At 71.8% G+C, this 25,504-nt stretch carries 26 protein-coding genes and 1 tRNA gene; 10 read left to right on the top strand and 17 right to left on the bottom strand.

All coding sequences use genetic code 11. From position 1 onward, the window contains the following. The first annotated feature begins 81 nt into the window (after window positions 1-81). The 8 genes from BN159_RS07555 to BN159_RS07590 all read left to right on the top strand — a co-directional run bounded on the left by BN159_RS07555 (window position 82) and on the right by BN159_RS07590 (window position 8,288). Complete coding sequence (locus BN159_RS07555) at window positions 82-864, top strand: hypothetical protein (protein WP_015656336.1); 783 nt, start codon at window positions 82-84, stop codon at window positions 862-864. Between the two features lie 176 nt (window positions 865-1,040). Continuing rightward, a complete protein-coding gene (locus BN159_RS07560) occupies window positions 1,041-1,853 on the top strand; it encodes an SAM-dependent methyltransferase (RefSeq protein WP_015656337.1) in 813 nt (270 codons plus the stop codon). A 43-nt stretch (window positions 1,854-1,896) separates the two neighbouring features. After that, the gene (locus BN159_RS07565; RefSeq protein ID WP_015656338.1) at window positions 1,897-3,297 is read left to right on the top strand and encodes a glutamine synthetase family protein; all 1,401 of its coding nucleotides are present in this window, start codon (window positions 1,897-1,899) and stop codon (window positions 3,295-3,297) included. Between the two features lies 1 nt (window position 3,298). Beyond that, complete coding sequence (locus BN159_RS07570; RefSeq protein ID WP_015656339.1) at window positions 3,299-4,456, top strand: amidohydrolase family protein; 1,158 nt, start codon at window positions 3,299-3,301, stop codon at window positions 4,454-4,456. A gap of 42 nt (window positions 4,457-4,498) precedes the next feature. Continuing rightward, window positions 4,499-5,026, top strand: coding sequence for an NUDIX hydrolase family protein (locus tag BN159_RS07575; RefSeq protein WP_041818926.1), 528 nt, complete (start codon window positions 4,499-4,501; stop codon window positions 5,024-5,026). A 178-nt stretch (window positions 5,027-5,204) separates the two neighbouring features. Beyond that, a complete protein-coding gene (locus BN159_RS07580) occupies window positions 5,205-5,642 on the top strand; it encodes a Fur family transcriptional regulator (protein WP_015656341.1) in 438 nt (145 codons plus the stop codon). A gap of 33 nt (window positions 5,643-5,675) precedes the next feature. After that, the gene (gene katG, locus BN159_RS07585) at window positions 5,676-7,895 is read left to right on the top strand and encodes a catalase/peroxidase HPI (protein ID WP_015656342.1); all 2,220 of its coding nucleotides are present in this window, start codon (window positions 5,676-5,678) and stop codon (window positions 7,893-7,895) included. Between the two features lie 105 nt (window positions 7,896-8,000). Next, window positions 8,001-8,288: a DUF1905 domain-containing protein gene (locus BN159_RS07590; protein ID WP_015656343.1), complete on the top strand. Its 288-nt coding sequence runs from the start codon at window positions 8,001-8,003 to the stop codon at window positions 8,286-8,288. A 74-nt stretch (window positions 8,289-8,362) separates the two neighbouring features. Here the strand turns inward: BN159_RS07590 and BN159_RS07595 are convergent. The 16 genes from BN159_RS07595 to BN159_RS07670 form a co-directional block, all read right to left on the bottom strand. Further along, window positions 8,363-8,439 (bottom strand) — tRNA-Pro (locus tag BN159_RS07595). Between the two features lie 80 nt (window positions 8,440-8,519). Beyond that, the gene (locus tag BN159_RS07600; RefSeq protein ID WP_015656344.1) at window positions 8,520-9,818 is read right to left on the bottom strand and encodes an MFS transporter; all 1,299 of its coding nucleotides are present in this window, start codon (window positions 9,816-9,818) and stop codon (window positions 8,520-8,522) included. A 117-nt stretch (window positions 9,819-9,935) separates the two neighbouring features. Continuing rightward, on the bottom strand, window positions 9,936-10,295 hold the full coding sequence (locus BN159_RS07605) for an MmcQ/YjbR family DNA-binding protein (RefSeq protein WP_041818928.1): 360 nt from the start codon (window positions 10,293-10,295) through the stop codon (window positions 9,936-9,938). A 30-nt stretch (window positions 10,296-10,325) separates the two neighbouring features. Continuing rightward, window positions 10,326-10,841, bottom strand: a complete 516-nt coding sequence (locus BN159_RS07610; RefSeq protein WP_015656346.1) for a GNAT family N-acetyltransferase — start codon at window positions 10,839-10,841, stop codon at window positions 10,326-10,328. Continuing rightward, entirely contained in the window at window positions 10,838-11,422 is a 585-nt protein-coding gene (locus BN159_RS07615; protein ID WP_041818930.1) for a helix-turn-helix domain-containing protein, read from the bottom strand. Before BN159_RS07615 ends, BN159_RS07610 begins: the two co-directional genes overlap by 4 nt. Window positions 11,423-11,454: 32 nt before the next feature. Beyond that, a complete protein-coding gene (locus tag BN159_RS07620) occupies window positions 11,455-12,828 on the bottom strand; it encodes a B12-binding domain-containing radical SAM protein (protein WP_015656348.1) in 1,374 nt (457 codons plus the stop codon). 45 nt (window positions 12,829-12,873) lie between these two features. Continuing rightward, complete coding sequence (locus tag BN159_RS07625; protein WP_015656349.1) at window positions 12,874-13,776, bottom strand: LysR family transcriptional regulator; 903 nt, start codon at window positions 13,774-13,776, stop codon at window positions 12,874-12,876. Window positions 13,777-13,793: 17 nt separating this feature from the next. Continuing rightward, window positions 13,794-14,993: a glycine C-acetyltransferase gene (locus BN159_RS07630; protein WP_015656350.1), complete on the bottom strand. Its 1,200-nt coding sequence runs from the start codon at window positions 14,991-14,993 to the stop codon at window positions 13,794-13,796. Between the two features lie 40 nt (window positions 14,994-15,033). Further along, window positions 15,034-16,062, bottom strand: coding sequence for an L-threonine 3-dehydrogenase (gene tdh, locus BN159_RS07635; protein WP_015656351.1), 1,029 nt, complete (start codon window positions 16,060-16,062; stop codon window positions 15,034-15,036). A gap of 186 nt (window positions 16,063-16,248) precedes the next feature. Continuing rightward, window positions 16,249-16,824, bottom strand: a complete 576-nt coding sequence (locus BN159_RS07640) for a GAF domain-containing protein (protein WP_015656352.1) — start codon at window positions 16,822-16,824, stop codon at window positions 16,249-16,251. A gap of 59 nt (window positions 16,825-16,883) precedes the next feature. Next, window positions 16,884-17,501 (bottom strand): GTP-binding protein, encoded by a 618-nt coding sequence (locus BN159_RS07645; RefSeq protein ID WP_015656353.1) that lies wholly within the window; start codon window positions 17,499-17,501, stop codon window positions 16,884-16,886. Further along, on the bottom strand, window positions 17,479-17,850 hold the full coding sequence (locus BN159_RS07650) for a DUF742 domain-containing protein (protein ID WP_015656354.1): 372 nt from the start codon (window positions 17,848-17,850) through the stop codon (window positions 17,479-17,481). The genes BN159_RS07645 and BN159_RS07650 overlap by 23 nt, the downstream gene beginning before the upstream one ends. A gap of 2 nt (window positions 17,851-17,852) precedes the next feature. Further along, a complete protein-coding gene (locus BN159_RS07655; protein ID WP_015656355.1) occupies window positions 17,853-18,287 on the bottom strand; it encodes a roadblock/LC7 domain-containing protein in 435 nt (144 codons plus the stop codon). Window positions 18,288-18,355: 68 nt separating this feature from the next. Beyond that, window positions 18,356-20,179 carry a sensor histidine kinase gene (locus BN159_RS07660; protein ID WP_015656356.1) on the bottom strand — a complete coding sequence of 608 codons (1,824 nt, stop codon included), beginning with the start codon at window positions 20,177-20,179 and terminating at the stop codon, window positions 18,356-18,358. Window positions 20,180-20,628: 449 nt separating this feature from the next. Beyond that, complete coding sequence (locus tag BN159_RS07665) at window positions 20,629-21,213, bottom strand: hypothetical protein (RefSeq protein WP_015656357.1); 585 nt, start codon at window positions 21,211-21,213, stop codon at window positions 20,629-20,631. A gap of 80 nt (window positions 21,214-21,293) precedes the next feature. Next, window positions 21,294-22,487 (bottom strand): MBL fold metallo-hydrolase, encoded by a 1,194-nt coding sequence (locus BN159_RS07670; RefSeq protein ID WP_015656358.1) that lies wholly within the window; start codon window positions 22,485-22,487, stop codon window positions 21,294-21,296. A gap of 150 nt (window positions 22,488-22,637) precedes the next feature. On the opposite strand from BN159_RS07670, the gene BN159_RS07675 reads away from it, so the two are divergent. Together BN159_RS07675 and BN159_RS07680 are read left to right on the top strand one after the other, a co-directional pair. Continuing rightward, window positions 22,638-23,816: a Glu/Leu/Phe/Val dehydrogenase dimerization domain-containing protein gene (locus tag BN159_RS07675; protein ID WP_015656359.1), complete on the top strand. Its 1,179-nt coding sequence runs from the start codon at window positions 22,638-22,640 to the stop codon at window positions 23,814-23,816. Window positions 23,817-23,948: 132 nt separating this feature from the next. Next, window positions 23,949-24,569, top strand: a complete 621-nt coding sequence (locus tag BN159_RS07680; protein ID WP_015656360.1) for a TetR/AcrR family transcriptional regulator — start codon at window positions 23,949-23,951, stop codon at window positions 24,567-24,569. A gap of 43 nt (window positions 24,570-24,612) precedes the next feature. On the opposite strand, the gene BN159_RS07685 is transcribed toward BN159_RS07680, so the two are convergent. Further along, the gene (locus BN159_RS07685; protein ID WP_015656361.1) at window positions 24,613-25,398 is read right to left on the bottom strand and encodes an SGNH/GDSL hydrolase family protein; all 786 of its coding nucleotides are present in this window, start codon (window positions 25,396-25,398) and stop codon (window positions 24,613-24,615) included. Window positions 25,399-25,504 lie beyond the last annotated feature (106 nt).

Here is a 25,504-nt window from a genome sequence, read left to right on the forward strand (position 1 = left end):
GATCGGTCCGGTGCGGCTGGTGGGCCCGCGGGGCCGGTGGTGCGCTGAGGGAACGTGTCGCGTTCTCAGGAGGCCCCCGCCATGACCCGCTCCCGATCCGTCCACGCCCTCGCCTCGGCCCTGGCGGCAGCCACCCTGCTGACCTGCGCCGCCTGCTCGGACGACGACAGCGGATCCGGTGCCTCGGAGGTCGCCGCCTCCCCGCTCGCGGCGCAGACCACCGCCCCGGCGGCGCTCACGCCCGCCGGGGCCAGGGCCGCGCTGATCACCGAGACCGACATCGAGGACGACTGGACGCAGGTCGACGACGCCTCCGGCTGGCACGACTCCCTGCTCATCGGCACCGTCGACGTCGACGACTTCCTCACCGCGAAGGCGGACGCCACCGACTGCCAGCGCCTCCTGGACGACCTCTACACGGACCAGCTCCTCGGCAAGCCCTCCGGCGCGTCCGCGCTGCGCGGCTTCGAGGAGGGTGACTCCCGGCTGCTGTACCAGGTCGCCGCCTACGACGCCGCCGACCTGTCCGACTCGCTGGCCTGGCTGAAAACCCTCTCCGAGAAGTGCGACCGGTTCCTCGTGACCGACAGAGCGGGCCAGGAGCGGACGGTCGAGGTGATCGAGACCTCGGTGCCGGACGAGGGCGACGCCCGCCAGGGCCTGCGGGTCACGGTCCAGGGCACGGCCGACGGCTCGCCCGCCACCCTCACCCTGGACGTGGCCGCCGTCCGCGTGGGCAGCGACGCCATCACGGTCACCGCGGGCGGCCTGGACGGCGACGAGGACGACGCCGTCGAGGACGCGGTCGAGAAGGGCACCCAGCGCCTGAAGGACGTCCAGTCCGGAAAGACTCCGCAGTCCTGACCCGAACTGCGCCGTCTTCGCGCGACGTTCACCCTCCCGCAGCCCAACCTCCGCTGATCCTGTGCCGATTCCGGAGACACAGTGATCAAGGGACGGCACAATGGCGCTACGGCCGGTTTCGGCCGTGCGTGCGAGGTGCCGTGCGTGCGAGTCGCCGTGCGAGGAGAGGACGAGTCGTGACCGAAGGCCACACCCCGGCGGACAGGTCCGCGAAGCTCAACACCGGTGTGGCGCACAACGCGCGGGTGTGGAACTACTGGATCGGCGGCAAGGACAACTACGCCGTGGACCAGCAGGTCGGCGAGCAGGTCGCCGGGATGTTCCCGATCATCCGGGACATCGCCCGCGCGGACCGCGAGTTCCTCGGGCGCGCGGTGCGGTATCTCGCCGAGGAGCGCGGCATGCGGCAGTTCCTGGACATCGGCACCGGACTGCCCACGGCGGACAACACCCACGAGATCGCCCAGCGCATCACCCCGGACGCGCGGATCGTCTACGTCGACAACGACCCGATCGTCCTCGCGCACGCCCGCGCCCTGCTCACCGGCACCCACGCCGGGGTCACCGACTACATCGACGCCGATGTGCACGACCCGGAGGCGATCCTCGAACGCGCCAAGGGCACCCTGGACTTCACCGAGCCGGTCGCGGTGATGATGCTCGGCATCCTCAACTTCGTCCTCGACTTCGACAAGGCCCGCGACATCGCGCGACGGGTGATGGCCGCGGTCCCCTCCGGCAGCTGTCTGGTGCTGACCCACCCCACCTACGACGACAAGGTGGGCGGCGCGGGCCAGATCCCGGCGATGGAGTTCTGGAACAAGAACGCCACTCCCCCGATCACCGCCCGCAGCGGCGCGGACATCACCGCGTTCTTCGAAGGCCTGGAGTTCGTGGAACCGGGCCTGGTGTCGTGCTCGGTGTGGCGGGCCGGCGCCGACTCTCCCGCCGCGGTGCCGCAGTACGGCGGGGTGGCCGTGAAACCCTGACGCCCACAGCGAGTTTCGCGGCCCAGCTCGACGAGGAGAGCGCATGACCACCCTTGCCGACCCCGTGCCCGGAGGGCGTCCCGGAGACATCGAGCGGGCCACCGCGCTGAGCGGGGAGCTGTCCGGCCGTGGTGTGCACGGGATCGTGCTCGCCTACGTGGACACCGCGGGGATCACCCGGGTGAAGGCGATCCCGACGGCGAAGCTGGCCTCGGCGACGGCCTGGGGCGTCGGGATGTCCCCGGTGTTCGACACCTTCCTGGCGAACGACTCCATCGTCACCACCGATGTCCTCGGCTCGCCCGACGGCGATCTGCGGCTCTACCCCGATCTGGACCGGCTGACGGTGCTGGCCGCGCAGCCCGGCTGGGCGTGGGCGCCGGTGGACCGGATCACCCAGGAGGGCGAGCCTCATCCGGGCTGCACCCGCACCCTGCTGCGCCACCTGGTCGCCGACGCCGCCCGTCAGGGCCTGACCTTCCGGGCGTCGATCGAGATCGAGTGGTCCGTCGGCCACGGCCCCACCGCCGAGGGCGAGTTCAGGCCCGCGGTGCCCGGTCCGGCGTACGGCGCCGCCCGGCAGGTCGAGTTGAGCGACTGCGCCGCCGATCTGCTGGCCGCGCTCGCCGAGCAGGGCGTGGACGTCGACCAGATCCATCCCGAGTACGCGGCGGGGCAGTTCGAGCTGTCGGTCGGCGCGCTGGACCCGGTGGCTGCGGCCGACCGCAGCGTGCTGGTGCGCCAGACGATCCGCGCGGTGGCCCGGCGCCACGGCCTGGTGGTCTCCTTCGCCCCCGCGGTCTTCGCCGAGGGCGTCGGCAACGGCGGTCACCTCCACCTCTCCGCCTGGCGCGACGGCGCCAATCTGCACGCGGGCGGCGACCGCCGCCACGGCATGACGTCCGACGCCGAGTCCTTCACCGCCGGCGTCCTCCACCACCTCCCGGCGCTCACCGCGGTGACCGCGCCCAGCCCCGCCAGCTATCTGCGGCTCAAACCCTCCCAGTGGGCAGGGGTGTTCACCGCCTGGGGCCGGGAGACCCGCGAGGCGGGGGTACGGGTGATCACCGGCACGACGGGGCTGCGCGACCAGGCGGCGAACATCGAGATCAAGCCGGTCGACCTCGCCGCCAACCCCTGTCTCGCGCTCGGCTCCGTCATCGCCGCCGGTCTCCACGGCATGGCGAAGTCCGCGTCCCTGCCCAGTGAGATCACCGGGAACCCGGCCGACCTGAGCCCCGAGGAGGCCGAGGCGCGGGACGTACGCCGGCTACCGACCTCGCTCGCCGAGGCCGTCGAGGAGTTCCGCGCGGACGAGGTGCTGCGCTCGGCGCTCGGTCCGGTCCTCGCCGACGCGGTGATCGCCGTACGGCAGGGCGAGATCGCCGCCGTCGAAGGCCTCGACGACGCCGGGATCGCGGCGGCGTACCGCTGGCGGTACTGACGTGACGGCCCCCGCCCGCGGTCCGGTGCACGAGGCCCTCGCCGCCCAGCCCCTGGTCGACCACCACTGCCACGGTGTGACCACCGGTGACCTGGACCGCGCGGGCCTCGAGTCCCTGCTGACCGAGGGCGCTGCCTGGCCCGGGATCTCCCCCTTCGACACCCCGGTCGGCGTGGCCGTGCGCCGCCACTGCGCCCCGGTGCTGGACCTGCCCCGACACGCCTCGCCGGACGCCTACACGGCCCGGCGTGCCGCACTCGGCGCGGCCGAGGTGAACCGGCGCTTCCTCGCCGCCTCCCGCACCGACGTCCTGTGCGTCGACACCGGCTACGCCCCGCTCCCCCTGACCTCGCCCAGCGAACTGGCCGAACTGTCGGGCGGCACCGCCTTCGAGGTCGAACGCCTGGAGAACCTCGCCGAGTCGGTCGCGCGGGCGGGCGTCGAGCCGGACGAGTACGGCGCCGCCTTCCGCCGGGCCGCCGAGGACGCCGTACGACGGCCCGGCGTGGTGGCGGTGAAGTCCGTCGCCGCCTACCGGACCGGCTTCGACCTCGACCCGGCGCGCCCGACGGAGGGGGAGGTCACGGAGGCGGCCCGGCGCTGGACGGCCGCGGGCGGTCGGCTGTCCGATCCGGTGCTGGTGCGCCACGTGCTGTGGACGGCCGTGGACCTGGGCCTGCCGCTCCAACTGCACACCGGGTTCGGGGACAGCGACATCCGGCTGCACCGGGCCGACCCGGCCCGGCTCACCGACTGGCTGCATCTGATCGTGGGCACGATCCCCGTGCTGCTCCTGCACTGCTGGCCGTACCAGCGCCAAGCCGCCTACCTGGCCGCCGTGTTCGAGCAGGTGTACCTCGACGTGGGCCTCACCCTGCACCATGTCGGCCCCGCACGCGCGCGTGCGGTCCTGGAGGAGGCGCTGGAGATCACCCCGTTCCGCAAGCTGCTCTACAGCTCCGACGCCTACGGTCCGGCCGAGTTCTACCTGCTCGGCGCGGTGTCCTTCCGGCAGGGCCTGGCCGCGCTGCTCCAGGACCGGGTCGACGCCGACGAGCTGAGTCTGCCCGACGCCTTACGGATCGTCCGGTGGACCGGCTCCGCCAACGCCCGCCGCCTGTACGGACTTCCCGCCGAAACCGTCCCCCGGCGCGACTGAGCGCGCGTCGATCCCGGAAAGTATGATCAAGCAATGTCTGATATGACCGAAACCACGCCCGGTTGGCTGACCTCCGACGAGCTGGACATGGCCCGCGCCCGCATGCCGATTCTGTATGTCGAGGCCGTGCCCGTGCGCGTCGACGACAGCGGCGAGGTCACCAGCATCGGCCTGCTGCTGCGCATCGGACCGGACGGAACGGTCAGCCGGACCCTGGTCTCCGGCCGCGTACTGCACCACGAGCGGGTGCGTGACGCCCTGCTGCGCCATCTGGAGAAGGACCTCGGCCCGGTCGCTCTGCCCCGCGTCCCGTCCTCGCTCCAGCCCTTCACGGTCGCGGAGTACTTCCCGACCCAGGGCATCACGCCCTACCACGACCCGCGTCAGCACGCCGTCTCCCTCGCCTACGTGGTCCCGGTGACGGGCGACTGCCGGCCCCGGCAGGACGCCCTCGACCTGGTGTGGTTCAGCCCCCAGGAGGCCCTGTCCCCCGCGGTGCAGAGCGAGATGCCGGGCGGCCACGGCGTGCTGCTGAAGCAGGCGATGGCTCATGTCGGATGCGTGGTCTGACGGTCACGGACCGCTTCTCGTGCGCGCCGTGAGGCGGACTGGAGGGGAGTGCGGGAGGGTGCTGTCGTACGCGTGACGGGGCGTCGTGGACCGGCCCTCCCCACGACGTCTGCGCGCCATCAAATTTGAACGGATCGTTTTCTTGAATCGTTCGTGTTTTTGAGGGTAGGTTCGGCGCATGAGCTCATCCGGAACCCCGACCACCGCCGAGGAGCTGCGCGGTGTCGGCCTGCGGGTGACGGCCGCCCGGGTCGCGCTGCTGGAGACCGTCCGGGACGGCGACCACCTGGGCGTCGAGGCGATCGCCTCGGGGGTGCGGGACCGTGTGGGCCATATCTCCCTGCAAGCCGTGTACGAGGGGCTGCACGCCCTGACCACGGCGGGACTCATACGCCGTATCGAGCCGGCCGGCAGCCCGGCCCGGTTCGAGGGACGTGTCGGGGACAACCACCACCACGTCCTGTGCCGGGCGTGCGGTGTCGTCGCCGACGTCGACTGCGCCGTCGGTGACGCCCCGTGTCTGACCGCCTCCGACGACCACGGCTTCGCGATCGACGAGGCCGAGGTCATCTACTGGGGCGTGTGCCCCGACTGCTCGACCCCCCAAATTCTCTGAGCACGAGATCCACCAAGCCCGGAAGGATTCGCCATGGCTGAGAACCCCGACGCGATCGTCACCGATCCCAAGACGGAGGAGGGCACCGGGGGCTGCCCCGTCGCGCACGGGCGTGCCCCGCATCCGACCCAGGGCGGCGGCAACCGCCAGTGGTGGCCGGAGCGGCTGAACCTGAAGATCCTTGCCACGAACCCGCCGGCGACGAACCCTCTCGGCGAGGAGTTCGACTACGCCGAGGCGTTCCAGAGCCTCGACCTCGCGGCCGTGAAACAGGACATCGCCGAGGTGCTGACCACCTCGCAGGACTGGTGGCCTGCCGACTTCGGCAACTACGGCCCGCTGATGATCCGCATGGCCTGGCACAGCGCGGGCACCTACCGCATCAGCGACGGCCGCGGTGGCGCCGGCGCCGGTCAGCAGCGCTTCGCCCCGCTGAACAGCTGGCCGGACAACGGCAACCTCGACAAGGCCCGCCGGCTGCTGTGGCCGGTCAAGAAGAAGTACGGCCAGTCCATCTCCTGGGCCGACCTGATGATTCTCACCGGCAATGTCGCGCTGGAGCAGATGGGCTTCGAGACCTTCGGCTTCGGCGGCGGCCGCGCCGATGTCTGGGAGGCCGACGAGGACGTCTACTGGGGCCCCGAGACCACCTGGCTCGACGACCAGCGCTACACCGGCGACCGCGAGCTGGAGAACCCGCTCGGCGCGGTCCAGATGGGCCTGATCTACGTCAACCCGGAGGGCCCCAACGGCAACCCGGACCCGATCGCCGCGGCCCGCGACATCCGCGAGACGTTCCGCCGGATGGCGATGAACGACGAGGAGACCGTCGCCCTCATCGCCGGTGGCCACACCTTCGGCAAGACCCACGGCGCCGGCCCGGCCGACCACGTGGGCGACGACCCCGAGGCCGCTTCCATGGAGGAGCAGGGCCTGGGCTGGAAGAGCACCTACGGCACGGGCGTGGGCAAGGACGCGATCACCAGTGGCCTGGAGGTCATCTGGACCACGACCCCGACCCAGTGGAGCAACGGCTTCTTCAAGAACCTCTTCGAGTACGACTACGAGCCGGACACCAGCCCGGCCGGTGCTCACCAGTGGATCGCCAAGGACGCCCCGGAGATCGTCCCGGACGCCTTCGACGGCGAGAAGAAGCACCGTCCGCGGATGCTCACCACCGACCTGTCCCTGAAGCTCGACCCGATCTACGAGCCGATCTCCCGCCGGTTCTACGAGCACCCGGAGGAGTTCGCGGACGCCTTCGCCCGCGCCTGGTACAAGCTGACCCACCGTGACATGGGCCCGAAGTCGCTGTACCTCGGCCCGGAGGTCCCCGACGAGACGCTGCTGTGGCAGGACCCGCTGCCCGCGGCCGAGGGCGCGACGATCGACGCCGCCGACGTCACGGCGCTCAAGGCGAAGATCCTCGACTCGGGTCTGACCGTCTCGCAGCTGGTCTCCGCCGCCTGGGCGTCGGCCTCCACCTTCCGCGGCAGCGACAAGCGCGGTGGCGCCAACGGTGCCCGGATCCGTCTGGAGCCGCAGCGCGGCTGGGAGGTGAACAGCCCCGACGAGCTCGCCCAGGTGCTGCGCACCCTGGAAGGCATCCAGGGCGAGTTCAACTCCGGCGCCAAGAAGGTCTCCCTGGCCGACCTGATCGTCCTCGGTGGCTCGGCCGCCGTGGAGAAGGCCGCCAAGGACGCCGGTGTCGAGGTCCAGGTGCCGTTCTCGGCGGGCCGCGTGGACGCGACCCAGGAGCACACGGACGCCGAGTCGTTCGCGGCACTGGAGCCGACCTCCGACGGGTTCCGCAACTACCTCGGCAAGGGCAACCGCCTGCCGGCCGAGTACCTGCTGCTGGACCGCGCCAACCTGCTCACGCTGAGCGCCCCCGAGCTGACCGTCCTGGTCGGTGGCCTGCGCGTGCTGGGCGCCAACCACAACGGCACCAAGCACGGCGTCCTCACCGAGACCCCGGGCAAGCTGACGAACGACTTCTTCGTCAACCTGCTCGACCTGGGCACGGAGTGGAAGGCGACCTCCCCGGACCAGACCACGTTCGAGGGCCGTGACCTGGCCTCGGGCGAGGTCAAGTGGACCGGCACGCGGGCCGACCTGGTCTTCGGCTCCAACTCCGAGCTGCGGGCGCTCGCGGAGGTCTACGCGAGCGACGACGCGAAGCAGAAGTTCGTGAACGACTTCGTCGCGGCGTGGGCCAAGGTCATGGACCTGGACCGCTTCGACCTGGTCTGAGCGATCCGGGCTCAGTAACCCGCCCTGACACCCGGGCCGGCCGACACCCGTCGGCCGGCCCGGCCGTCTGTCCGTGTCCCCGATCGACGAAGTGAGGCTGCCCCTGTGGAACTCGCGTTCACCGGCCAGGTCATCGAGTGGCGCGGCCCGTCGCCGTACTACTTCGTTCCCGTGCCGGAGGAGGAGTCCGCGGACATCCGCGAGGTGGCGTCGCTGGCCACGTACGGCTGGGGCGTGATCCCGGTGGACGCCCGCATCGGTGCGATCGAGTTCACGACGTCCCTGTTCCCGAAGGACGGCCACTATTTGCTGCCGCTCAAGGCAGCGGTCCGCAAACCGCAGGGCCTGTCGGCGGGCGACGAGGTGGCGATAGAACTGACGGTCCGGCTGTAGCGCCCCCGGACCCCGGACACGGAAAAGGCCGCCATCTCATCTCTGAGAAGACGGCCTCCGACCTGCTGTGAAGCTGGTCGGGACGACAGGATTTGAACCTGCGACCCCTTGACCCCCAGTCAAGTGCGCTACCAAGCTGCGCCACGTCCCGAGCCCCGCTGACCTGGGCTTTCCCCCGGCCGAACGAACAGGGAAACAATACCGCACTCGGCTCGGTGGTCGCGCACCGGTTTATTCGGCGCGGGCCCGCTCCGGCTCGCCCGAAGGCAGGGATCCGGCGGTCGGCGCGTCGGCGCGCTCCAGGTCCCGTATCGGCCGTACCGCGAGCAGGATCGCCGCGACGACCAGGCTCATCACGCCCGCGACCAGGAGCACCTGCTCGGCGCCCAGGGCCGACACGGACGGGCCCGCCAGGGCCTGGCCGACCGGCATCATCGCGAGGGAGCCCGCCACGTCGTAGGCGTGGATGCGGTTGAGGACGTCCGGGGGGACCTGGGTCTGGACGGTGGTCGCCCACATGACGCTCCAGAAGGACATGCCGGCGCCCGCCACGGCGGCGCCCGCGGCCATCGCGGGGACGTCCAGGCCGAGGCCCACCGTCGCCGGGAAGCCGACGAAGGCGAAGAGGCTGATCGCGCCCGCGCGGAGCATGCGACGGGGGCGCAGGCGCAGCGCGAGGAGGCCACCGACGACCGTGCCCGCGCCGAGCGCGGAGTTGATCAGGCCGTAGGCGCCGGGGCCGTGCTCGCGGACCACCGAGGTCGCCACCAGGGGCAGGCTCGGGCCCCACACCGTGAGCATGTAGAGGCACCAGACGGCGATCACGCCCCACAGCCAGGTGCGCGCCCGGAACTCCCGCCAGCCCTGGACGAGGTCCGCCCGGAAGGTGCTCGGTATCGGGGTGCTCCCGGCGGGCGGCGGGGGCAGGCGCAGCAGCAGGAGGCACAGCGCGCTCACCGCGTACGTCGCCGCGTGGGCCGCGAAGACGCCGCCCGGGGAGGCGAGCCCGACGAGCAGACCGGCGAGGGCGGGTCCGGCGAGCTGGGCCGCGGACTCCGCGATGCGTATGGCGCCGTTGGCGCCCTGGACGTCGGAGGCGAGCCGGGGTGTGGTGCTGGCGACGCCGGGCTGGAAGACGGCGCCCGCGACACCGTTGGCGAAGCCGATCGCGCAGATCTCCCAGAGGACCACACGCCCGGAGAAGAACAGTCCCGCGGCGAGCGCCTGGGTGCCGAGGCGCACCAGGTCGGCGCCGATCATCAGCCTGCGGGTGCTGAACCGGTCGGCGATCACTCCGCCGAAGACGACGAACCCGGCGAAGGCGGCGGCCGTGGCGGCCATGGCGAGGCCCACCGCGCCCGCGCCGTACCCGTGCTGCAACAGCCCCGCGGCAAGGGCGACGGGCAGCATGGTGTCCCCGAGCCGGGCGACCGCACGGGCGACGAAGAACAGGGCGAAGTCACGCGACCACACCGGGTGGACGCCCCCGGCCGCCCCCTCGGGCGACGCCTTCGACAACCCCCTCGCCATACCCCCCGCTCCCCTCCCCGCGCACCGGCCCCGGTGGGAGCCGGAGCCCCCTCCGCCCCGGCTCTCACCCTCGCTGCCGGATCATGCCACGCGGCACTGACAACGCCCGAGGCGATTTCATCCGTCGGACGGCAGCCCCAACTCGGGGTGGGCGTCGAGCAGTCGGGTGGGCGCCGCCTGCCGCCAGGAGTCGGCGAGGATGTCCCGCAGCTCCTCCTCGTCCTCCAGCGCCGCGAGCCGTACCCGCACCCAGGCGAACATCGCCTCATGGTCGGCGATCCAGAACTTCTCCGGCTCCGCCAGCGCCAGCTCGTCGCGCTCCTCCTTGGGGCAGCGCACCGCGATGGAGGTCTCGTCCTCGGGCACCGTCGCGAACATCTTTCCCGCCACCCGGAAGGTGGGCATGTTCCAGGCGACCTTCTCGGTGGTGTCCGGCAGGGACAGGGCGATACGGCGTACGTCTTCGGCATCCTGCATGCCAGGCACCGTAGCCCCTCCCACTGACAATCACCCGGTCAGAGCGCTCAGGTGCTTGTAATACAGGGTCGTCCCGCGCAGCACCCCGGCCGGGTCGGCGGCGTAGTCGGGGATCATGCCGGCCCGGGTCCAGCCCGCCCCGCGGTACAGGCGTTCGGCGGGGCTGTCGGTCTCGGTGTCCAGGTGGAGGAGGGTGACGCCCGCGGCGGCGGCCGCCCGCTCGGCGGTGGCCAGGAGCGTACGGCCGAGTCCGCGTCCGCGGGCCCGGCGGTGGACCATCAGCTTGACCAGTTCGGCGCGGTGGCGGCTGTTGGGCTTGTCGGGGAAGGCGAGGCTCACGGTGCCGACGATCCGCCCGCCGTCGACCGCCATCCACACCGCGAACGGCCCTGCCGCCCGCTCCTTCCACCAGGCCTCCGCCACGGCCCGGTCCAGCGGTGCCAGGAAGCCGACCGAGGCACCCCCGTCCACGGCGTCCACCAGCAGTTCCGCCAACTCACCCGCGCGGGCGAGCAGTTGATCCCCGTCCAGTCGCGAGACGTTCACGGCAGCACCACCGCCAGCACGTACCGCACCTCGTCCGGACCGGCGCACCGGAACCGCGTGGACCCCCACACCCGCAGCCGCAGACAGTCCCCGGCGGCCAGCTGGTGCTCGGCCTCCTGCGCCGTGACGTGGAGCGCCCCCTCCAGGACCCAGATGTGCTGCTCAAGGCCCGGTACGGGCGGCCGGTCGTAGGCGATGTCGGCGCCCGGGGCGAGCCGGCCCTCGACGAGTTCGCCGCGCAGCCCGGGGTGCGGCGGCGACACGGACCGCCGGACGAATCCGGAGGCCCGGTCCTGCCAGACCGGCTGCTCGGCGGCCCGCACCAGCAGGGCGGGCTCGGACTCGACCTCGCTGAGCAGTTGGGACATGGTCCGCCCGTACACCGCGCACAACCGGTTCAGCAGCGCGGCGGTGGGGCTGATCTCCGCGCGTTCGGCCCGGGACAACGTGGACTTGCTGACCCCGCTGCGCTCGGCCACCTCACCCAGCGACCAGCCGCGCTCGGCCCGCAGCGCGGCCAGCCGGGCACCGAGCCGCACATCGACGGGATCGGGCCCGCCCTCCACGACAGCCTGTTTCACATCCGGGACGATATCCCATATCAGAAATCAGGTCACCCCCTCCCCCCGAACGCCGCCAGCGTCCTCTCCAGCGCCGGCAGCGCCCGCACCACCCGCTTGGACCGGATCAGCAGATCCCATGCGGGCTCGAACTTCTTCCAGCCGCCCGCGTAGGCGAGATGACGCAGCCGCTCATGCGTGCCCGGCTGGGCTCCCGCGCCCCGCCAGATGTTGGACCAGCGGTAGAAGTCGCGGTACGCCCGCCAGTACCCGTCCTCCAGCTGACGTGGCGTCATGTTCTTGGGGCGGTAGACGACATGGCGGGTGTCGTACAGGTCCCAGTCCCGGTGGACGATCCGGTCCTCCGCCTCCATTTGTTTCCACAGCCCGGTCGACGGATAGGGCGTCATGATGTGGAAGGTCGCCGTCTCGATGCCCTGCTCCACCGCCCAGGCCACGGTCCGGTCGAAGACGTCTGGCCCGTCCTGGTCGAGCCCGAAGACGAAGCTGGCGTTGACCATCACCCCGGCGTCGTGCAGGCGCCGTACCGCGGCCGCGTAGTCGGTGCCGATGTTCTGGTTCTTGCGGCGCTCGGCGAGGTTGGCGTCGTTGACCGTCTCGAAGCCGACGAACAGGCTGCGCAGACCCGCCTCCACCGCACGCTCCAACAGGTCCGGCTTCAGTACGGAGTTGACCGTCCCGGCCGCCTGCCACAGCCGTCCCATGCCCTTCATCCCGTCGAACAGGGCCTCGGCGAAACGCCGGTTGCCGAGCAGATGGTCGTCGAGGAAGTAGAGGTGACGGCCGGGCAGCCGGTCGATCTCGGCCAGGGCATCGTCGACGGCCTGGGTGTAGAAGGACTTCCCGCCCTCGAAGAAGGCGTCCTTGTAGCAGAAATCGCAGTGGTGCGGACAACCCCGGGACACCACGATCGAGTTCGGGACGAGGTAGAGGTGACGCTTGATCAGGTCCCGTCGTACCGGGGGCAGTCCGGCCAGCGTCCGCTGGGTCGAGTCGTAGCGCCGGGCGGGGACGCCGTCGCGGAAGTCCTTCAGGAACAGCGGCCAGGTGTCCTCCCCGGGCCCGGTGAAGATCGTGTCGGCGTGGGCCGCCGCCTCCTCGGGCAGCGAGGTGACATGCAGGCCGCCCATCGCGACATGGACGCCCCGGGCGCGGAAGTGGTCGGCTATCTCGTAGCTGCGCCGGGCCGAGGTGATGTAGGGCTGGATCACCAGCAGATCCGGGGTGTCCAGGGACTCCAGGTCGATCCGCTCGACGTGCTCGTCGTGGAGCGTGACCTCGTCGCCGGGGTCCAGATAGCCGGCCAGGGTGGCCAGGCCCAGTGGCGGGAACAGCGAGTACTTGATGGGCCGGAACAGCGGGCTGGTCGCCTCGGTCAGGGCCGGAAGGATCATCGTCACACGCATGCCAACCCAGACTGCGCGCGACCCGTGGCCGGTTCCCGACCCTCTCTAGGCTGCCGCCGCCGCCCGCAGCGCGTCCAGCACCGGCCGGATCAGCGGATGCTCCTCCGCGCCACGGCGTACGGCCGCGAAGACCCGGCGCGTGGGGGCGACCCCGTCGACCGGGCGGACGATCACCCCGGTCAGGTCCATCCCGCGCAGCGCGGAGCGCGGGACCAGGGCGACACCGACGTCCGCCGAGGCCAGCGCCACGACCGCCCGGAAGTCGTCGGAGGAGTGTTCCAGGCGCGGCTGGAACCCGGCGCTCTCGCAGGCGAGGACGACCACGTCATGACAGGGGTTGCCGGGGTACGGCCCGATCCACGGGTCCTTGGCCAGCTCCCCCAGCGGCACCTCCGCCAGGTCGGCCAGCCGGTGCGTCATCGGCACCACCGCGTCGAAGGGCTCCGCGTACAGCGGGACATGGCTCAGCCGGGGGTCGTCGGCGGGCGGCGCCCCGCGGTACTCGACGGCGACCGCGATGTCGACCTGCCGGTCCAGCACCATCGGCAGGCTGGCGTCGCCCTCGGCGTCCTGGACCCGGAGCCGTATGCCGGGCGCCGTCTCGGCGAGGCGGGCCACGGCCGGGGCGACGACCTGCGCGATGCCGGTGGCGAAGGCGGCGACGGTGACCGTGCCGGCCGCGCCGGAGCCGTAGGCGGCCAGCTCCGCCTCGGCGCGCTCCAGCTGAGCGAGGACGGCGTTGGTGTGGCTGAGCAGGATCTCACCGGCGGGGGTGAGCCGTACGCCCTTGGCGCCGCGCTCCACCAGGCGGTGGCCGGTCTCCTGCTCCAGGGCGGTGAGCTGCTGGGAGACGGCCGAGGGCGTCAGATACAGCGCGGCGGCAGCCGCCGTCACCGTGCGATGGTCGGCCACCGCACGGAGGATGTGGAGCCGCCGCGCTTCGATCACCCGTCGATTGTCTCAGGTCAGCCGGCCAGCTCCGCCCGGGCGGCCACGAAGGCGTCCACGGCCCGGTTCACGTCCTCGGTGGAGTGCGCGGCGGACAGCTGCACCCGGATCCGGGCCTGTCCCTGCGGCACCACCGGGTAGGAGAAGCCGATCACGTACACCCCGCGCTCCAGCAGCTTCTCCGCCATCCGGCCCGCCTCGGAGGCGTCGCCGATCATGACGGGCGCGATGGCGTGGTCGCCGGGGAGGATGTCGAAGCCCTCCTCGGTCATCCGGCGGCGGAACAGCGCGGTGTTCTCGCGGAGCCGGACCCTCAGGTCGTCGGCGGACTCCAGCAGGTCGAGGACCTTCAGGGAGGCCGCGGCGATCACCGGGGCGAGGGTGTTGGAGAACAGGTACGGGCGGGAGCGCTGCCGGAGCAGGGCGACGATCTCCGCACGGGCCGCGACATAGCCGCCGGAGGCGCCGCCGAGGGCCTTGCCGAGGGTGCCGGTGATGATGTCGACGCGGTCCATGACGCCGTGCAGCTCGGGGGTGCCGCGGCCGCCGGGGCCCACGAAGCCGACGGCGTGCGAGTCGTCGACCATCACCATGGCGTCGTAGCGGTCGGCGAGGTCGCAGATCTCGGCGAGGGGCGCCACATAGCCGTCCATGGAGAAGACGCCGTCGGTGACGATCAGCTTGCGCCGGGCGCCGCCTTCAACAGCCTCCTTCAACTGCTGTTCCAGGTCGGCCAGATCACGGTTGGCGTAGCGGAAGCGGCGGGCCTTGGACAGGCGGATGCCGTCGATGATGGAGGCGTGGTTGAGGGCGTCGGAGATCACCGCGTCCTCGGGGCCGAGCAGGGTCTCGAAGACACCGCCGTTGGCGTCGAAGCAGGAGGAGTACAGGATCGTGTCCTCCTGGCCGAGGAACGCGGACAGCCGCGCCTCCAGCTGCTTGTGCACCTCCTGCGTACCGCAGATGAAGCGCACGGACGCCATGCCGTAGCCCCAGCGGTCCAGCGCCTGGTGGGCGGCGGCGATCACCTCGGGGTGGTCGGCCAGGCCGAGGTAGTTGTTGGCGCAGAAGTTGAGGACCTCGCCGGGACGGCCGCCCGCACTGACGTTGACGGTCGCGGACTGCGGGGTGTCGATCACCCGCTCGGGCTTGTGCAGCCCGGCGGCCCGGATCTCGTCGAGGGTGGCACGCAGGTCGTCGCGCACGGAGTCGAACATCGCAAAGGCTCCTAAGAGGGGTTACGCGTCCAGAGAGGGCTTACGCGGTCCAGTCGAGGATGATCTTGCCGCCGCGGCCGCTCGCCGCGTCGTCGAAGGCCGTCTCGAAGTCGCGGTAGTCGTACCGGCCGGTGATCACGGGGGTGAGGTCGAGGCCGGCCTCCAGCAGGACGGACATGGCGTACCAGGTCTCGAACATCTCGCGGCCGTAGATGCCCTTGATGGTGATCATCGAGGTGACGATCCGGGCCCAGTCGACCGGAAACTCCTCGGCGGGCAGGCCGAGCATCGCGATGCGGCCGCCGTGCGTCATGTTGGCGATCATGTCGCGCATGGCCTCGGGGCGGCCGGACATCTCCAGGCCGATGTCGAAGCCCTCGCGCAGGCCCAACTCCCGCTGCCCGTCGGCGATCTGCGTCTCGGCGACGTTCAGCGCCAGGCTCACGCCGATCTTGCGGGCCAGCTCCAGGCGCTCCTCGCTGACGTCGGTGATGACGACGTTGCGGGCGCCCGCGTGCCGGGCCACGGCGGCGGCCATCAGACCGATCGGGCCCGCGCCGGTGATCAGGACGTCCTCGCCGACCAGCGGGAAGGACAGCGCGGTGTGCACGGCGTTGCCGAACGGATCGAAGATCGCGGCCACATCGAGGTCGACGGGGACCCGGTGCACCCAGACGTTGGACGCGGGCAGCGCGACGTACTCGGCGAACGCCCCGTCCCAGCCGACCCCGAGCCCGACCGTGGCCCGGCACAGGTGGCGGCGTCCGGCCAGGCAGTTGCGGCACTTGCCGCACACCAGATGGCCCTCGCCGCTGACCCGGTCGCCGGGCTTGATGTCGCTGACGTCGCGGCCGGTCTCGACGACCTCGCCGACGAACTCGTGGCCGAGCACCAGCGGGGTGCTGATCGCCTGCTGCGCCCAGCCGTCCCAGGACCGGATGTGCAGGTCGGTGCCGCAGATACCGGTGCGCAGCACCTTGATGAGGACGTCACCGGGCCCGATGGCGGGCTCGGGGACGTCCGCGAGCCAGAGTCCCGGCTCCGCCTTCTCCTTGACCAGCGCCTTCACGCGTACGGCTCCCGTGGGTCGGTTTCCCGGACGCGGGCATGCCGAAGAAGGCCCGGACCGGGAGAAAAGGTGGTGTCGACTGCAATCTGCCGTACCGTCGTGCCCCGGGTCCATCGAGGATTTCTTAACCGCAGCCCAAGCTCCGCTTCACGCCCTCATCGGCCCGCGTCGGCCGTCGTCGGCCCCTCAGGGCCCGAGCCCGTCGCTCTCCCACCGTTCGAGGCGTACGACGAGGTCGGCGGCGGCGGTTTTGATCGTCTCCAGACCGATCCTGCCCCAGGGCCTGGGCGCCAAGTCGGCCACGCACACCGTGCCCAGCACCATCCCCGTGCTGTCGATCAGCGGCGCGCCCAGATAGGAGCGGATGCCGAACTCGTCCACGACCGGGTTGCCCGCGAACCGCGGGTAGTCGAGGACGTCCTCCAGGACCAGCGCCTTGCGCCGGACCACCACATGGGGGCAGAACCCGTGGTCGCGCGGCAGAATGCGGCCGACCTCCGGGCTGGTGCCGTCGCCCTTGCGGTAGGACCCGCTGGCCGGGCGGCGCAGGCCGGCGAAGAACTGCCGGTTCTCGTCGAGGAAGTTGACCATGGCGTACGGCGCCCCGGTGGCGTCGCCGAGACGGTCGGCGTAGGCGTCGAGGGCGGGGTCGGTTCGTTCGCCGAGTCCCAGCCGGCGCAGTCGGTGGGCTCGGGCGGGGGCCTCCTTGTCCTCCGGGGTGAGCAGCAGACGACCTGCCGGGCGGGGCGGGTCGTAGCTCATCGGCTCACTTCCTCGGTGTGGGCGTATGCCATGGGTGGGCTCCGTGGGGTGTGCGGGGATCACATATGGGCGCCATAGCCGGTCGCGGGGGCCGGAGTATGGGCGATGAGGTGTTTGACGAGGGTCAGCAGGGTCTGGACGCCGGAACTGGAGATCCGGGCGTCGCAGCGCACGACGGGGATCCCCGGGTCGAGGTCGATGGCGGCGCGGACCTCCTCGGGGTCGTAGCGATAGGCGCCGTCGAATTCGTTGATCGCGAGGATGAAGCCGAGCCCGCGCTGTTCGAAGAAGTCGACCGCGGCGAAGCAGTCCTCCAGTCGGCGGGTGCCGGCGAGGATCACGGCGCCGAGGGCGCCCTCGCAGAGCTCGTCCCACATGAACCAGAACCGCTCCTGTCCGGGCGTGCCGAACAGGTACAGCACATGCTGGGGGTCGAGAGTGATCCGGCCGAAGTCCATCGCGACCGTCGTCTCGACCTTGTTCTCCACGCCGTCGAGGTTGTCGGTCGCGGCGCTGACCGTGGTGAGCAGCTCCTCGGTACTGAGCGGTGCGATCTCGCTGACGGCGCCGACGAAGGTGGTCTTGCCGACCCCGAACCCTCCCGCCACCAGGATCTTCAGCGCGGTGGGGAACGGGTCTGCGCCGCCGTCGTAGTCAGAGCTGTCGTCGTAGTCCATCGAGCACTGCCTCCAGAAGAGCCCGGTCAGTGGGGTTGTGGTGGAACTCGGGGGGCTTGGTGGTGAGCGCCCCGCAGTCGACCAGGTCCGACAGCAGCACCTTGGTGACCGCCGCCGGCAGCTTCAGTTGGGCCGCGACCTCCGCGACCGAGACGGGGGCGCGGCACAGGTCGAGCGCCTCCGTGTGTTCGGGGCCCAGATAGCCGAGGGGGGTCGCCCCCGTGGCCATCACCTGGGAGATGAGGTCGAGGGCGACGGTGGGCCGGGTCCGGCCGTTGCTGACCGTGAAAGGGCGCACCAGCCGTCCGGCCGCGTCGTCGAGCCAGGGCCCGTCGCCGGCCGCCGCCACGCTCAAGGCCTCGACGCAGACGGTTCGACTGCGTGCTGGCGGGGCGCGGTCACCAGGTAGGGGCGGACGCTCTTGACCAGCATCGCCATCTCGTAGCCGAGCACGGCCGCGTCGGCCTCGCGGCCGGCCAGCACCGCGAGACACGTGCCGGATCCGGCGGTGGTGACGAACAGCAGCGTGGAGTCGAGCTCGACGACGACCTGGCGGACCTCTCCGCCGTCGCCGAAGCGGACTCCGGCGCTGCGGCCGAGGGAGTAGAGGCCGGAGGCCAGGGCCGCCATGTGGTCGGCGCTGTCGGCATCGAGGCCGTGGACCGACTTGACCAGCCCGTCGCAGGAGAGCAGCACCGCACTGGTCGTGTGCGGTACGCGCTGCACGAGGCCGCTCATCAGCCAGTCGAGATCGGATACATGGCCGGTCGGCGCTTCGCTCGCCATGGGGGATCGACTCCTTGAGGTACGAAGGTCTGCGGGAGCGCTGGGCGTGGGGGTGAATGCGTGCGTGGTCATCCGGCTGGTGTGCTCCCGTCGTGCCGGTTGGTGTGCTCGGAGTGGGACAGGTGCGTGCGCGCGTCCGGTATCCGCGCCGGGGTCACGTCCGTCTCCAGGAACTCCGCGGTCAGGGCGTCGCCGCCCAGGTGGTCCAGTTGGTGCTCCGACTCCAGGGACTGCTGGGCCTCGGCGAGACCGATCCCCCGCTGGAAGGCGGCCATCAGTCCGGGGTCATGCCCGGCGAGGTGCTCCGGTTCCGGGCGGGGGGCGGGGCCGTCGCGCAGTTGCGGGGCGATGTGTTCCTGGGCGCGACGGCGGGGCAGCTGGGGCTTGCCCATGGTGCCGCGGACGGCGCCGGTGCGCGGGGTGGGCGGCGCGACGGTGTGCTCGGCGACGATCGCCCGGTCCTGGGCCCGGATGCCGGGCACGGCCTCCGCGATGGTGGGCCGCTCCTCGTGGGAGCCGCGCACGGGCAGCGGCACGGCGCCGTTCACCATCGGCGCCCCGGCCCGCTGCCCGGACCGCTGCGGCGCCGCCTGGGCGGCGGGCCGAGCGTGCGCCTGCGGCTGCGCCTGCACCGCCTGCCGCGCTGTGTCGGTCCCGGCGCCGTCCGCCGTCGCGGGGCCGCCTGCGTCGGTGCCGAGCAGGCCCTGCGGTACGACGAGGACGGCCTGGACCCCGCCGTAGATGTTGGTCTGGAGCCGGACGTTGATGCCGTGCCGCTTGGCGAGCTGGGAGACCACGAACAGGCCGATGCGGCCGTCGGCCAGCAGCCGGGCCACGTTGACCTGGTCGGGGTCGGCGAGCAGGGCGTTCATCCGCTCCTGTTCGCCGACGGGCATGCCGAGTCCGCGGTCCTCGACCTCGACCGCGAGCCCCGCGGTGACGAGGTTGGCGCGCAGCAGCACCTGGGTGTGCGGGGCGGAGAACACGGTGGCGTTCTCGACGAGTTCGGCGAGCAGATGGATGACGTCGGCGACGGCGTGTCCACGCAGGGTGCCGTCGATGGGCGGGACGAGCTTGACCCGGGAGTACTGCTCGACCTCGGCGATGGCGGAGCGCAGCACCTCGGTCATGTCGACCGGGTTGCTCCACTGCCGACGGGAGACGGCACCGCCGAGGACGGCGAGGTTCTCGGCGTGGCGGCGGATCCGGGTGGCCAGGTGGTCCACATGGAAGAGGCCCTTGAGCAGGTCGGGGTCCTCGATCTCGTTCTCCAGCTCGTCGAGGATCGAGATCTCCCGGTGCACCAGCGACTGAAGGCGCCGGGCGAGGTTGACGAAGACCTCCAGCTTCTGTTCGCTGCCGGCCTGGCTGGACAGCTGTGCGGCCTGGACGACGGCGGTGACGGCCCCGTCGTGGGCGCGGGACAGGTCGGCGGCGAGCAGTTCGAAGTCGTCGGCGTCCTCGGGCGGGCCGCTGCGCGGTTTGCGCCGGGGCGGGCTGTCGCCGCGGCGCAGCGCTTCGACCAGGGCGCGCAGATCGGCCTCGCCGCGGGCGCTGCTGCGGCGCAGGGCGCCGATGCGCTCGCGGACCGAGCGGGCGGTGCGGTCGGCGACCACGGCGGCGATCACGATGCCCGAGAGGGCCACCGCGACCGCTCCGGCGAGCATGCCCCACAGGGTGAGGCTGGGCCGGGCGCCGGTGGTGCGGACGGTGAACAGCACGGCCGCGCAGCCGGCCAGGGCCACCGCGACCGGGGGGAGTACGGCGAGCCGGAGGAGCTGCGGCCGTATGTGCGTCTCGGGCAGCGCGGGGGCGGGGCGGGCGACCGGCCGTCCGTGCCGCCCGCCCTCACGGCGGTCTGCGCGTGCGGCCGGTGCGCGGAGGTGAGACATCGGTGTCCTCGTACTGTGTCCGTCGGGCGTGGTCCACACGACGCCCGGCTCTGTCTGAGCGTCGGGCGTGCGCCATCGCGGTGTCGGTCGAGAGAGCAGAAAAAACGGCCCTGCGTCGCCCGACGGACACTGACAGTAGTCGCCAAGGCATCATGTGCGGCGGGCAGTTGACAAACTCGTACGCGGAGCATCGCGCTCTGGTATGAGGGCTCGTACGGGAGATCGACCTCCACCGTCGAACCTCGCACCGGAACGACAACACATCGATCACACCAGGTCTGAAGCGGTCATACGCGAACGGCGAGGGGTAGAGAGCCTCTCGCTCCCTGCCCCTCGCCGTTCAACTTTTTCTCCGACCGCGGTCAACTCGCCGCCGCCGCATTCACCCTCCCGAGGGTTCTGGCCCGACCGTCACCCGCCGTGTCGCCCCCTCGTCTGCCGTCCGGCTGTCAGCTGAAGATGTCCAGGAGGTCCAGCCAGGAGCCCGGGTCTTCGGCGGGGCGCGGCCGCATCGGGCGCGGCTCCGGGTAGGTCTCCGCCGCGGCCCTCGCGCGGACGATGTCGGGCCCGCCGCACGCCTCGATCGCGAAGGCGCCGAAGACCTTGGCGAACGCGGCCGGGTCGCGGAACTCCACGCCGAACGCCCGGCCGTCCGTCAGTGGCACCCACACCACCCGGTCGACCCGTAGCCATTCCCCCACCGGCTGGTCGTCCGCGGTCGACCGTCCCTCCAGCCAGAGCCGCGCCACGTGCAGGAGGTTCACCTTCTCCATCGGCAACCGCTTGCGCCGCACCCGCAGTTCACGCGTCGTCAGCGCGACGCGCTGGTCCTTCTTCTCGTACCAGACGATGCCGACCCCGAACGGCACCCACAGGATGATCCCGATCAGCGGCCAGACCAGAGCGTCGCCCCACGACCGAAGCAGCCCGTCCAGCAGATACAGGACCCCGAAGACCACGACCCACTTCGCCGTCATCCGCCAGAACCCGGTGCCCTGCCGGTACAGGACCCGTCGCTTCCCCGTCATCGTCATGCCCACACGCTATCCGCCACCCCGCGGCGCCCCGTGGGCGGATCAGTCGCCGGTCCCCGTTCGCAGGCCCTCGCCCGCCGTCACCGATCACCCGCAAGGTCGAGATCGGGCTTCGGGGTCTCGTCGGGAACCTGCGTCGACCGGGGCCGCCGCCACGGGTGAGGGATCGGCAGGGACGCCACCCGCCACCAGGGCTGTACGGGGAGCAGTCCGCCGGGTTCGAAGGGCTCGCCGGGCCGGGGCAGGGCGGCGGCCTGGCCGACCTCGTCGGCGGCGTCCCTGGTCCACTCCCCCGGTTCCGCCCACGCGTGCGTGGCGAGGTTGAAGGTCGCCCAGTGGATCGGGAGCAGCACGCCGTGCGGCTGTCCGCCCTGGAGGTCGAGGTGGGCGCGCATGCCCTCCTCGGGCGTCATGTGGATGTCCGGCCAGAAGTCGCTGTACGCGCCGATCTGGATCATCGTGGTGTCGAACGGGCCGTACGCGGCGCCGATGTCCTTGAAGCCCTCGAAATAGCCGGTGTCGCCGCTGTGGAAGATCCGGTGCTCGGAACCGGCGACGGACCAGGAGGCCCACAGCGTGTGCTGGGTGTTGCGCAGACCGCGACCGCAGAAGTGCCGGGCCGGGGTGGCGGTCAGGGTGAGTCCGCCGATCTTGGTCGACTCGTGCCAGTCCAGCTCACGCAGCCGGTCGGCGGAGACGCCCCAGTGCTCCAGGTGGGCGCCGACGCCGAGCGGCACCGCGAACACCGTGTCCGTCCCGGCCAGCGCCTTGATCGAGGGAAGGTCCAGATGGTCGTAGTGGTCGTGCGAGATCACCACGACGTCGACCGGGCCGAGTGCGGCCAGCGGCAGCGGCACCGGGTGGAGCCGCTTGGGCCCGGCGAAGGAGAACGGGGAGCAGCGCTCGCCCCAGACGGGGTCGAAGAGCACCCGGTGCCCGTCGATCTCGGCGAGCACGCTGGAGTGGCCCATCCAGGTGATCCGCAGGCCGGTGGCGGGCGGATGCGCCAGGTCGGCGAGGGTGGTGGCGTGCACGGGCACCGTGCCCTTGGGGGATCTGCGCGGCCGCTCGTCCTTGGCGAAGAAGACCTTCGCGAACTCCAGCATCGAACCGGAGGGCCTGGTCCGCGCCACGCCCCCGGGGTTCTGGAAGACGCCGTCCTTGAAATGGGGCGATCTGCGGATGCGCTCCATACGCTCGCCCGTCGGCTCCGCGCCGAAGGCCGCCGGCTCCAGCGCGCGGAGCACGGAGCTCAGGGAACGGAAACCGGTCACGGTACCTCCAGGTGGAGTCGTCGAGACATCCCATTATGGTCGGCCCCTCCGACAACGACCGCCGCCCGTTCCCCGCTGATGATCCGTTCAGCACATTGACAGTGCGGACACCGGCTCAAGATACTGAATGACGATTCAGTAAGGAGACTTATGACCGTCCCACTCCTCTCGCTCACCTGGACCGACGACATCACCGGTCACCAGGGCTTTCTCGTGATCGACCGGCTGGTGCGCGGGGTGTGCAGCGGCGGTCTGCGGATGCGCGAGGGCTGCACCCTCGACGAGGTCACCGGCCTCGCCCGGGGCATGTCCATGAAGGAAGCGCTGCACTACGACCCACAGGGCCGCTACATCCCCCTCGGCGGTGCCAAGGGCGGCATCGACTGCGATCCGCGCGATCCGGCGGCGTACGGCCTGCTCGTGCGCTACCTCCGGGCGGTACGGCCCTACATCGAGAGCTTCTGGACCACGGGCGAGGACCTGGGGCTGAGCCAGGATCTGGTGGACCGGGCGGCGGCCGAGGCGGGTCTGGTGTCGTCGATCCAGGCGGTGTATCCGCTGCTCGACGACGAGCCCGCGGCCCGGCGGCGGCTGGCCGACGCCTTCGCCGTGGAGGTGGACGGCATCGGGCTCGACGAGCTGGCCGGCGGCTGCGGGGTGGCGGAGGCGGCGCTCACGGCCCTGGACCGGGCCGGGGTGCCTCACGCGGGCACGCGCGTGGCCGTGCAGGGGCTCGGCACCATGGGCGGGGCGACGGCCCGCTTCCTCGCCCGCGCGGGGCTGACGGTGGTGGCCGTCGCCGACCTCAAGGGGACCATCGCCAACCCGGCGGGCCTGGACGTCGAGGCCCTGCTCGCCGCGCGCGACGCGTACGGCACCGTCGACCGCGGCGCGCTGCGCTCCGCCGACCGGGAGCTCCCCGGGGACGCCTGGCTGTCGGCGGACGCGGAGGTGCTGGTGCCCGCGGCCGTGTCGTACGCCGTCGACAGCGTGAACCAGGAGCGGATCACCGCCCGGTGGATCGTCGAGGCCGCCAACATGCCGGTGCTCCCCGAGGCCGAGGCGCTGCTGGCCGCGCGGGGCGTCACCGTGCTGCCCGACGTCGTGGTCAACTCCGGTACGAACGCCTGGTGGTGGTGGACCCTCTTCGGCGACATCGGCCCCGACCCGGCGGAAGCCTTCGCCCACATCCGCCACGCCATGCGCACCCTGACCGAGCAGATGCTCACCCGCGCGGAGAGCGACGGCACGACTCCCCGCGCGGCAGCCCACGCCATCGCGGCGGACCGGCATCCGGTGATCGTGGAACGGTACGGGCAGTACCGGTGAGCGCGAGCCGATGGGCCGGGGGCGTCCGAGGTGAACGGCTGCGCACCGGCCCGCGCGGCGCGCCTGGTTGAGCCCTTCACCACCCCGGGGTGGACCCCGGTGCCCCGGTCACCAGGGTTTAGGGTGAGCGCCGTGGCGAGGGTGCGGTTGAGTGTGGCGGAGCGGCGTGAGGAGTTGCTGCGCGCCGCCATCGAGCAGATCGAGGCGCGGGGCGTGTCGGCCGTCAGGATCGCCGACGTGGCCTCGGCGCTGGGCGTGAGCAACGCGCTGGTGCTGTACCACTTCTCCACCAAGGAGAAGCTGGTCGCCGCGGCCTTCGCGTACGCCGCCGAGGACGACCTCGCGCATCTGCGCAAGCTGCTCGGCCGCCGTACGACCGCGCTGCGCCGACTGCGCACGGCCGTCCGCTGGTACGCGCCCACCGGTCAGGCCAAGGGCTGGCGGCTGTGGATCGAGGGCTGGGCGGCGGCGCTGCGCGAACCCGCGCTGCGTGAGGTCACCCAAGCCCTCGACCAGCGGTGGAAGGCGGCCATCACCGAGGTCATCGCCGAAGGCGTGGCCGCGGGCGAGTTCCCCTGCCCCGACCCCGAGGCCGCCGCCCTCCGCCTCACCGCCCTCCTCGACGGCCTCGCCGTCCAGCTGACGTCCTACCAGGGCGCCCTCTCACGCGCGCGTGCCCAGGAGTGGGCGGACGAGGCACTGGCCCGCGAACTGGGCATCGAGCGGGAGGCGTTGACGGCAGCGGCGCGCTGAGCCGCCGCTCCGGCCCCGCCCGGGGCGCCCTTGGCGGGGAACCTCAGACGGCCGCCTCGATCCGCATCTTGATGTCGTCCGGCGACAGGCTGCCCTTGGCCGTCACATGGTCGCCCGAGGACTCCCCACGCAGTCGCCGTCCGATCCACGGCACCAGGTACTCGCGCGCCCAGTGCACATCGTCCCGCCGGACCTCCAGCGTGCCGCGCGGCGGCAGGGGCGGCCAGGGCTGGTCCGGGTCGGCCGGCACCTCAAGGCCGAGCACCTGGCCCGCGCGCAGCGCCACGCGCGTGTGCCCCTCGGGCGAGAGATGCAGCCGGTCGTCGTCCCAGGCGCGCCGGTCCTGCACGGTCTTCAGCGACCACAGGTCGAGCACCGGGCAGCCGTACCGGTCGGCGATGGACCGCACATGCAGGTTGTACGTGGCGATCTTGCCGCGCAGATGCTTCAGCACGGGCACGCCACGGGTGTCGAAGCCGGTCGTCACCATGACGGTCCCGGCGGTCTCGGTGAGCTGGGCGATGGCCCGCTCGAATCGCTCGGCGACCTCGTCGGGGTCGGTGCCGGGCCGGATGATGTCATTGCCGCCGGCGCAGAAGGAGACCAGGTCCGGGGCGAGTTCCCGGGCCTTGGGAAGCTGGTCCGCCACGATCTGGTCCAGCAGTTTCCCGCGCACCGCCAGGTTCGTGTAGCCGAAGTCGCCCTCGGGCCGACGGTCCGCGAGCAGCACCGCGAACCGGTCGGCCCAGCCGACGAACGCCCCGTCCGGGCCAGGGTCGCCGACGCCCTCGGTGAAGCTGTCCCCCACCGCCACGTACGACCCGATCACTGCTCTGCTGTCACTCTTCGAATCGTCTGCCACATCGGCTCATGATTCACCCTCGAATGTGACCTACGCGACCGTAAGGAGGGGTTGACGGGCGGTGACATAAGCC

This window comes from Streptomyces davaonensis JCM 4913 (assembly GCF_000349325.1).
Lineage (GTDB): Bacteria > Actinomycetota > Actinomycetes > Streptomycetales > Streptomycetaceae > Streptomyces > Streptomyces davaonensis.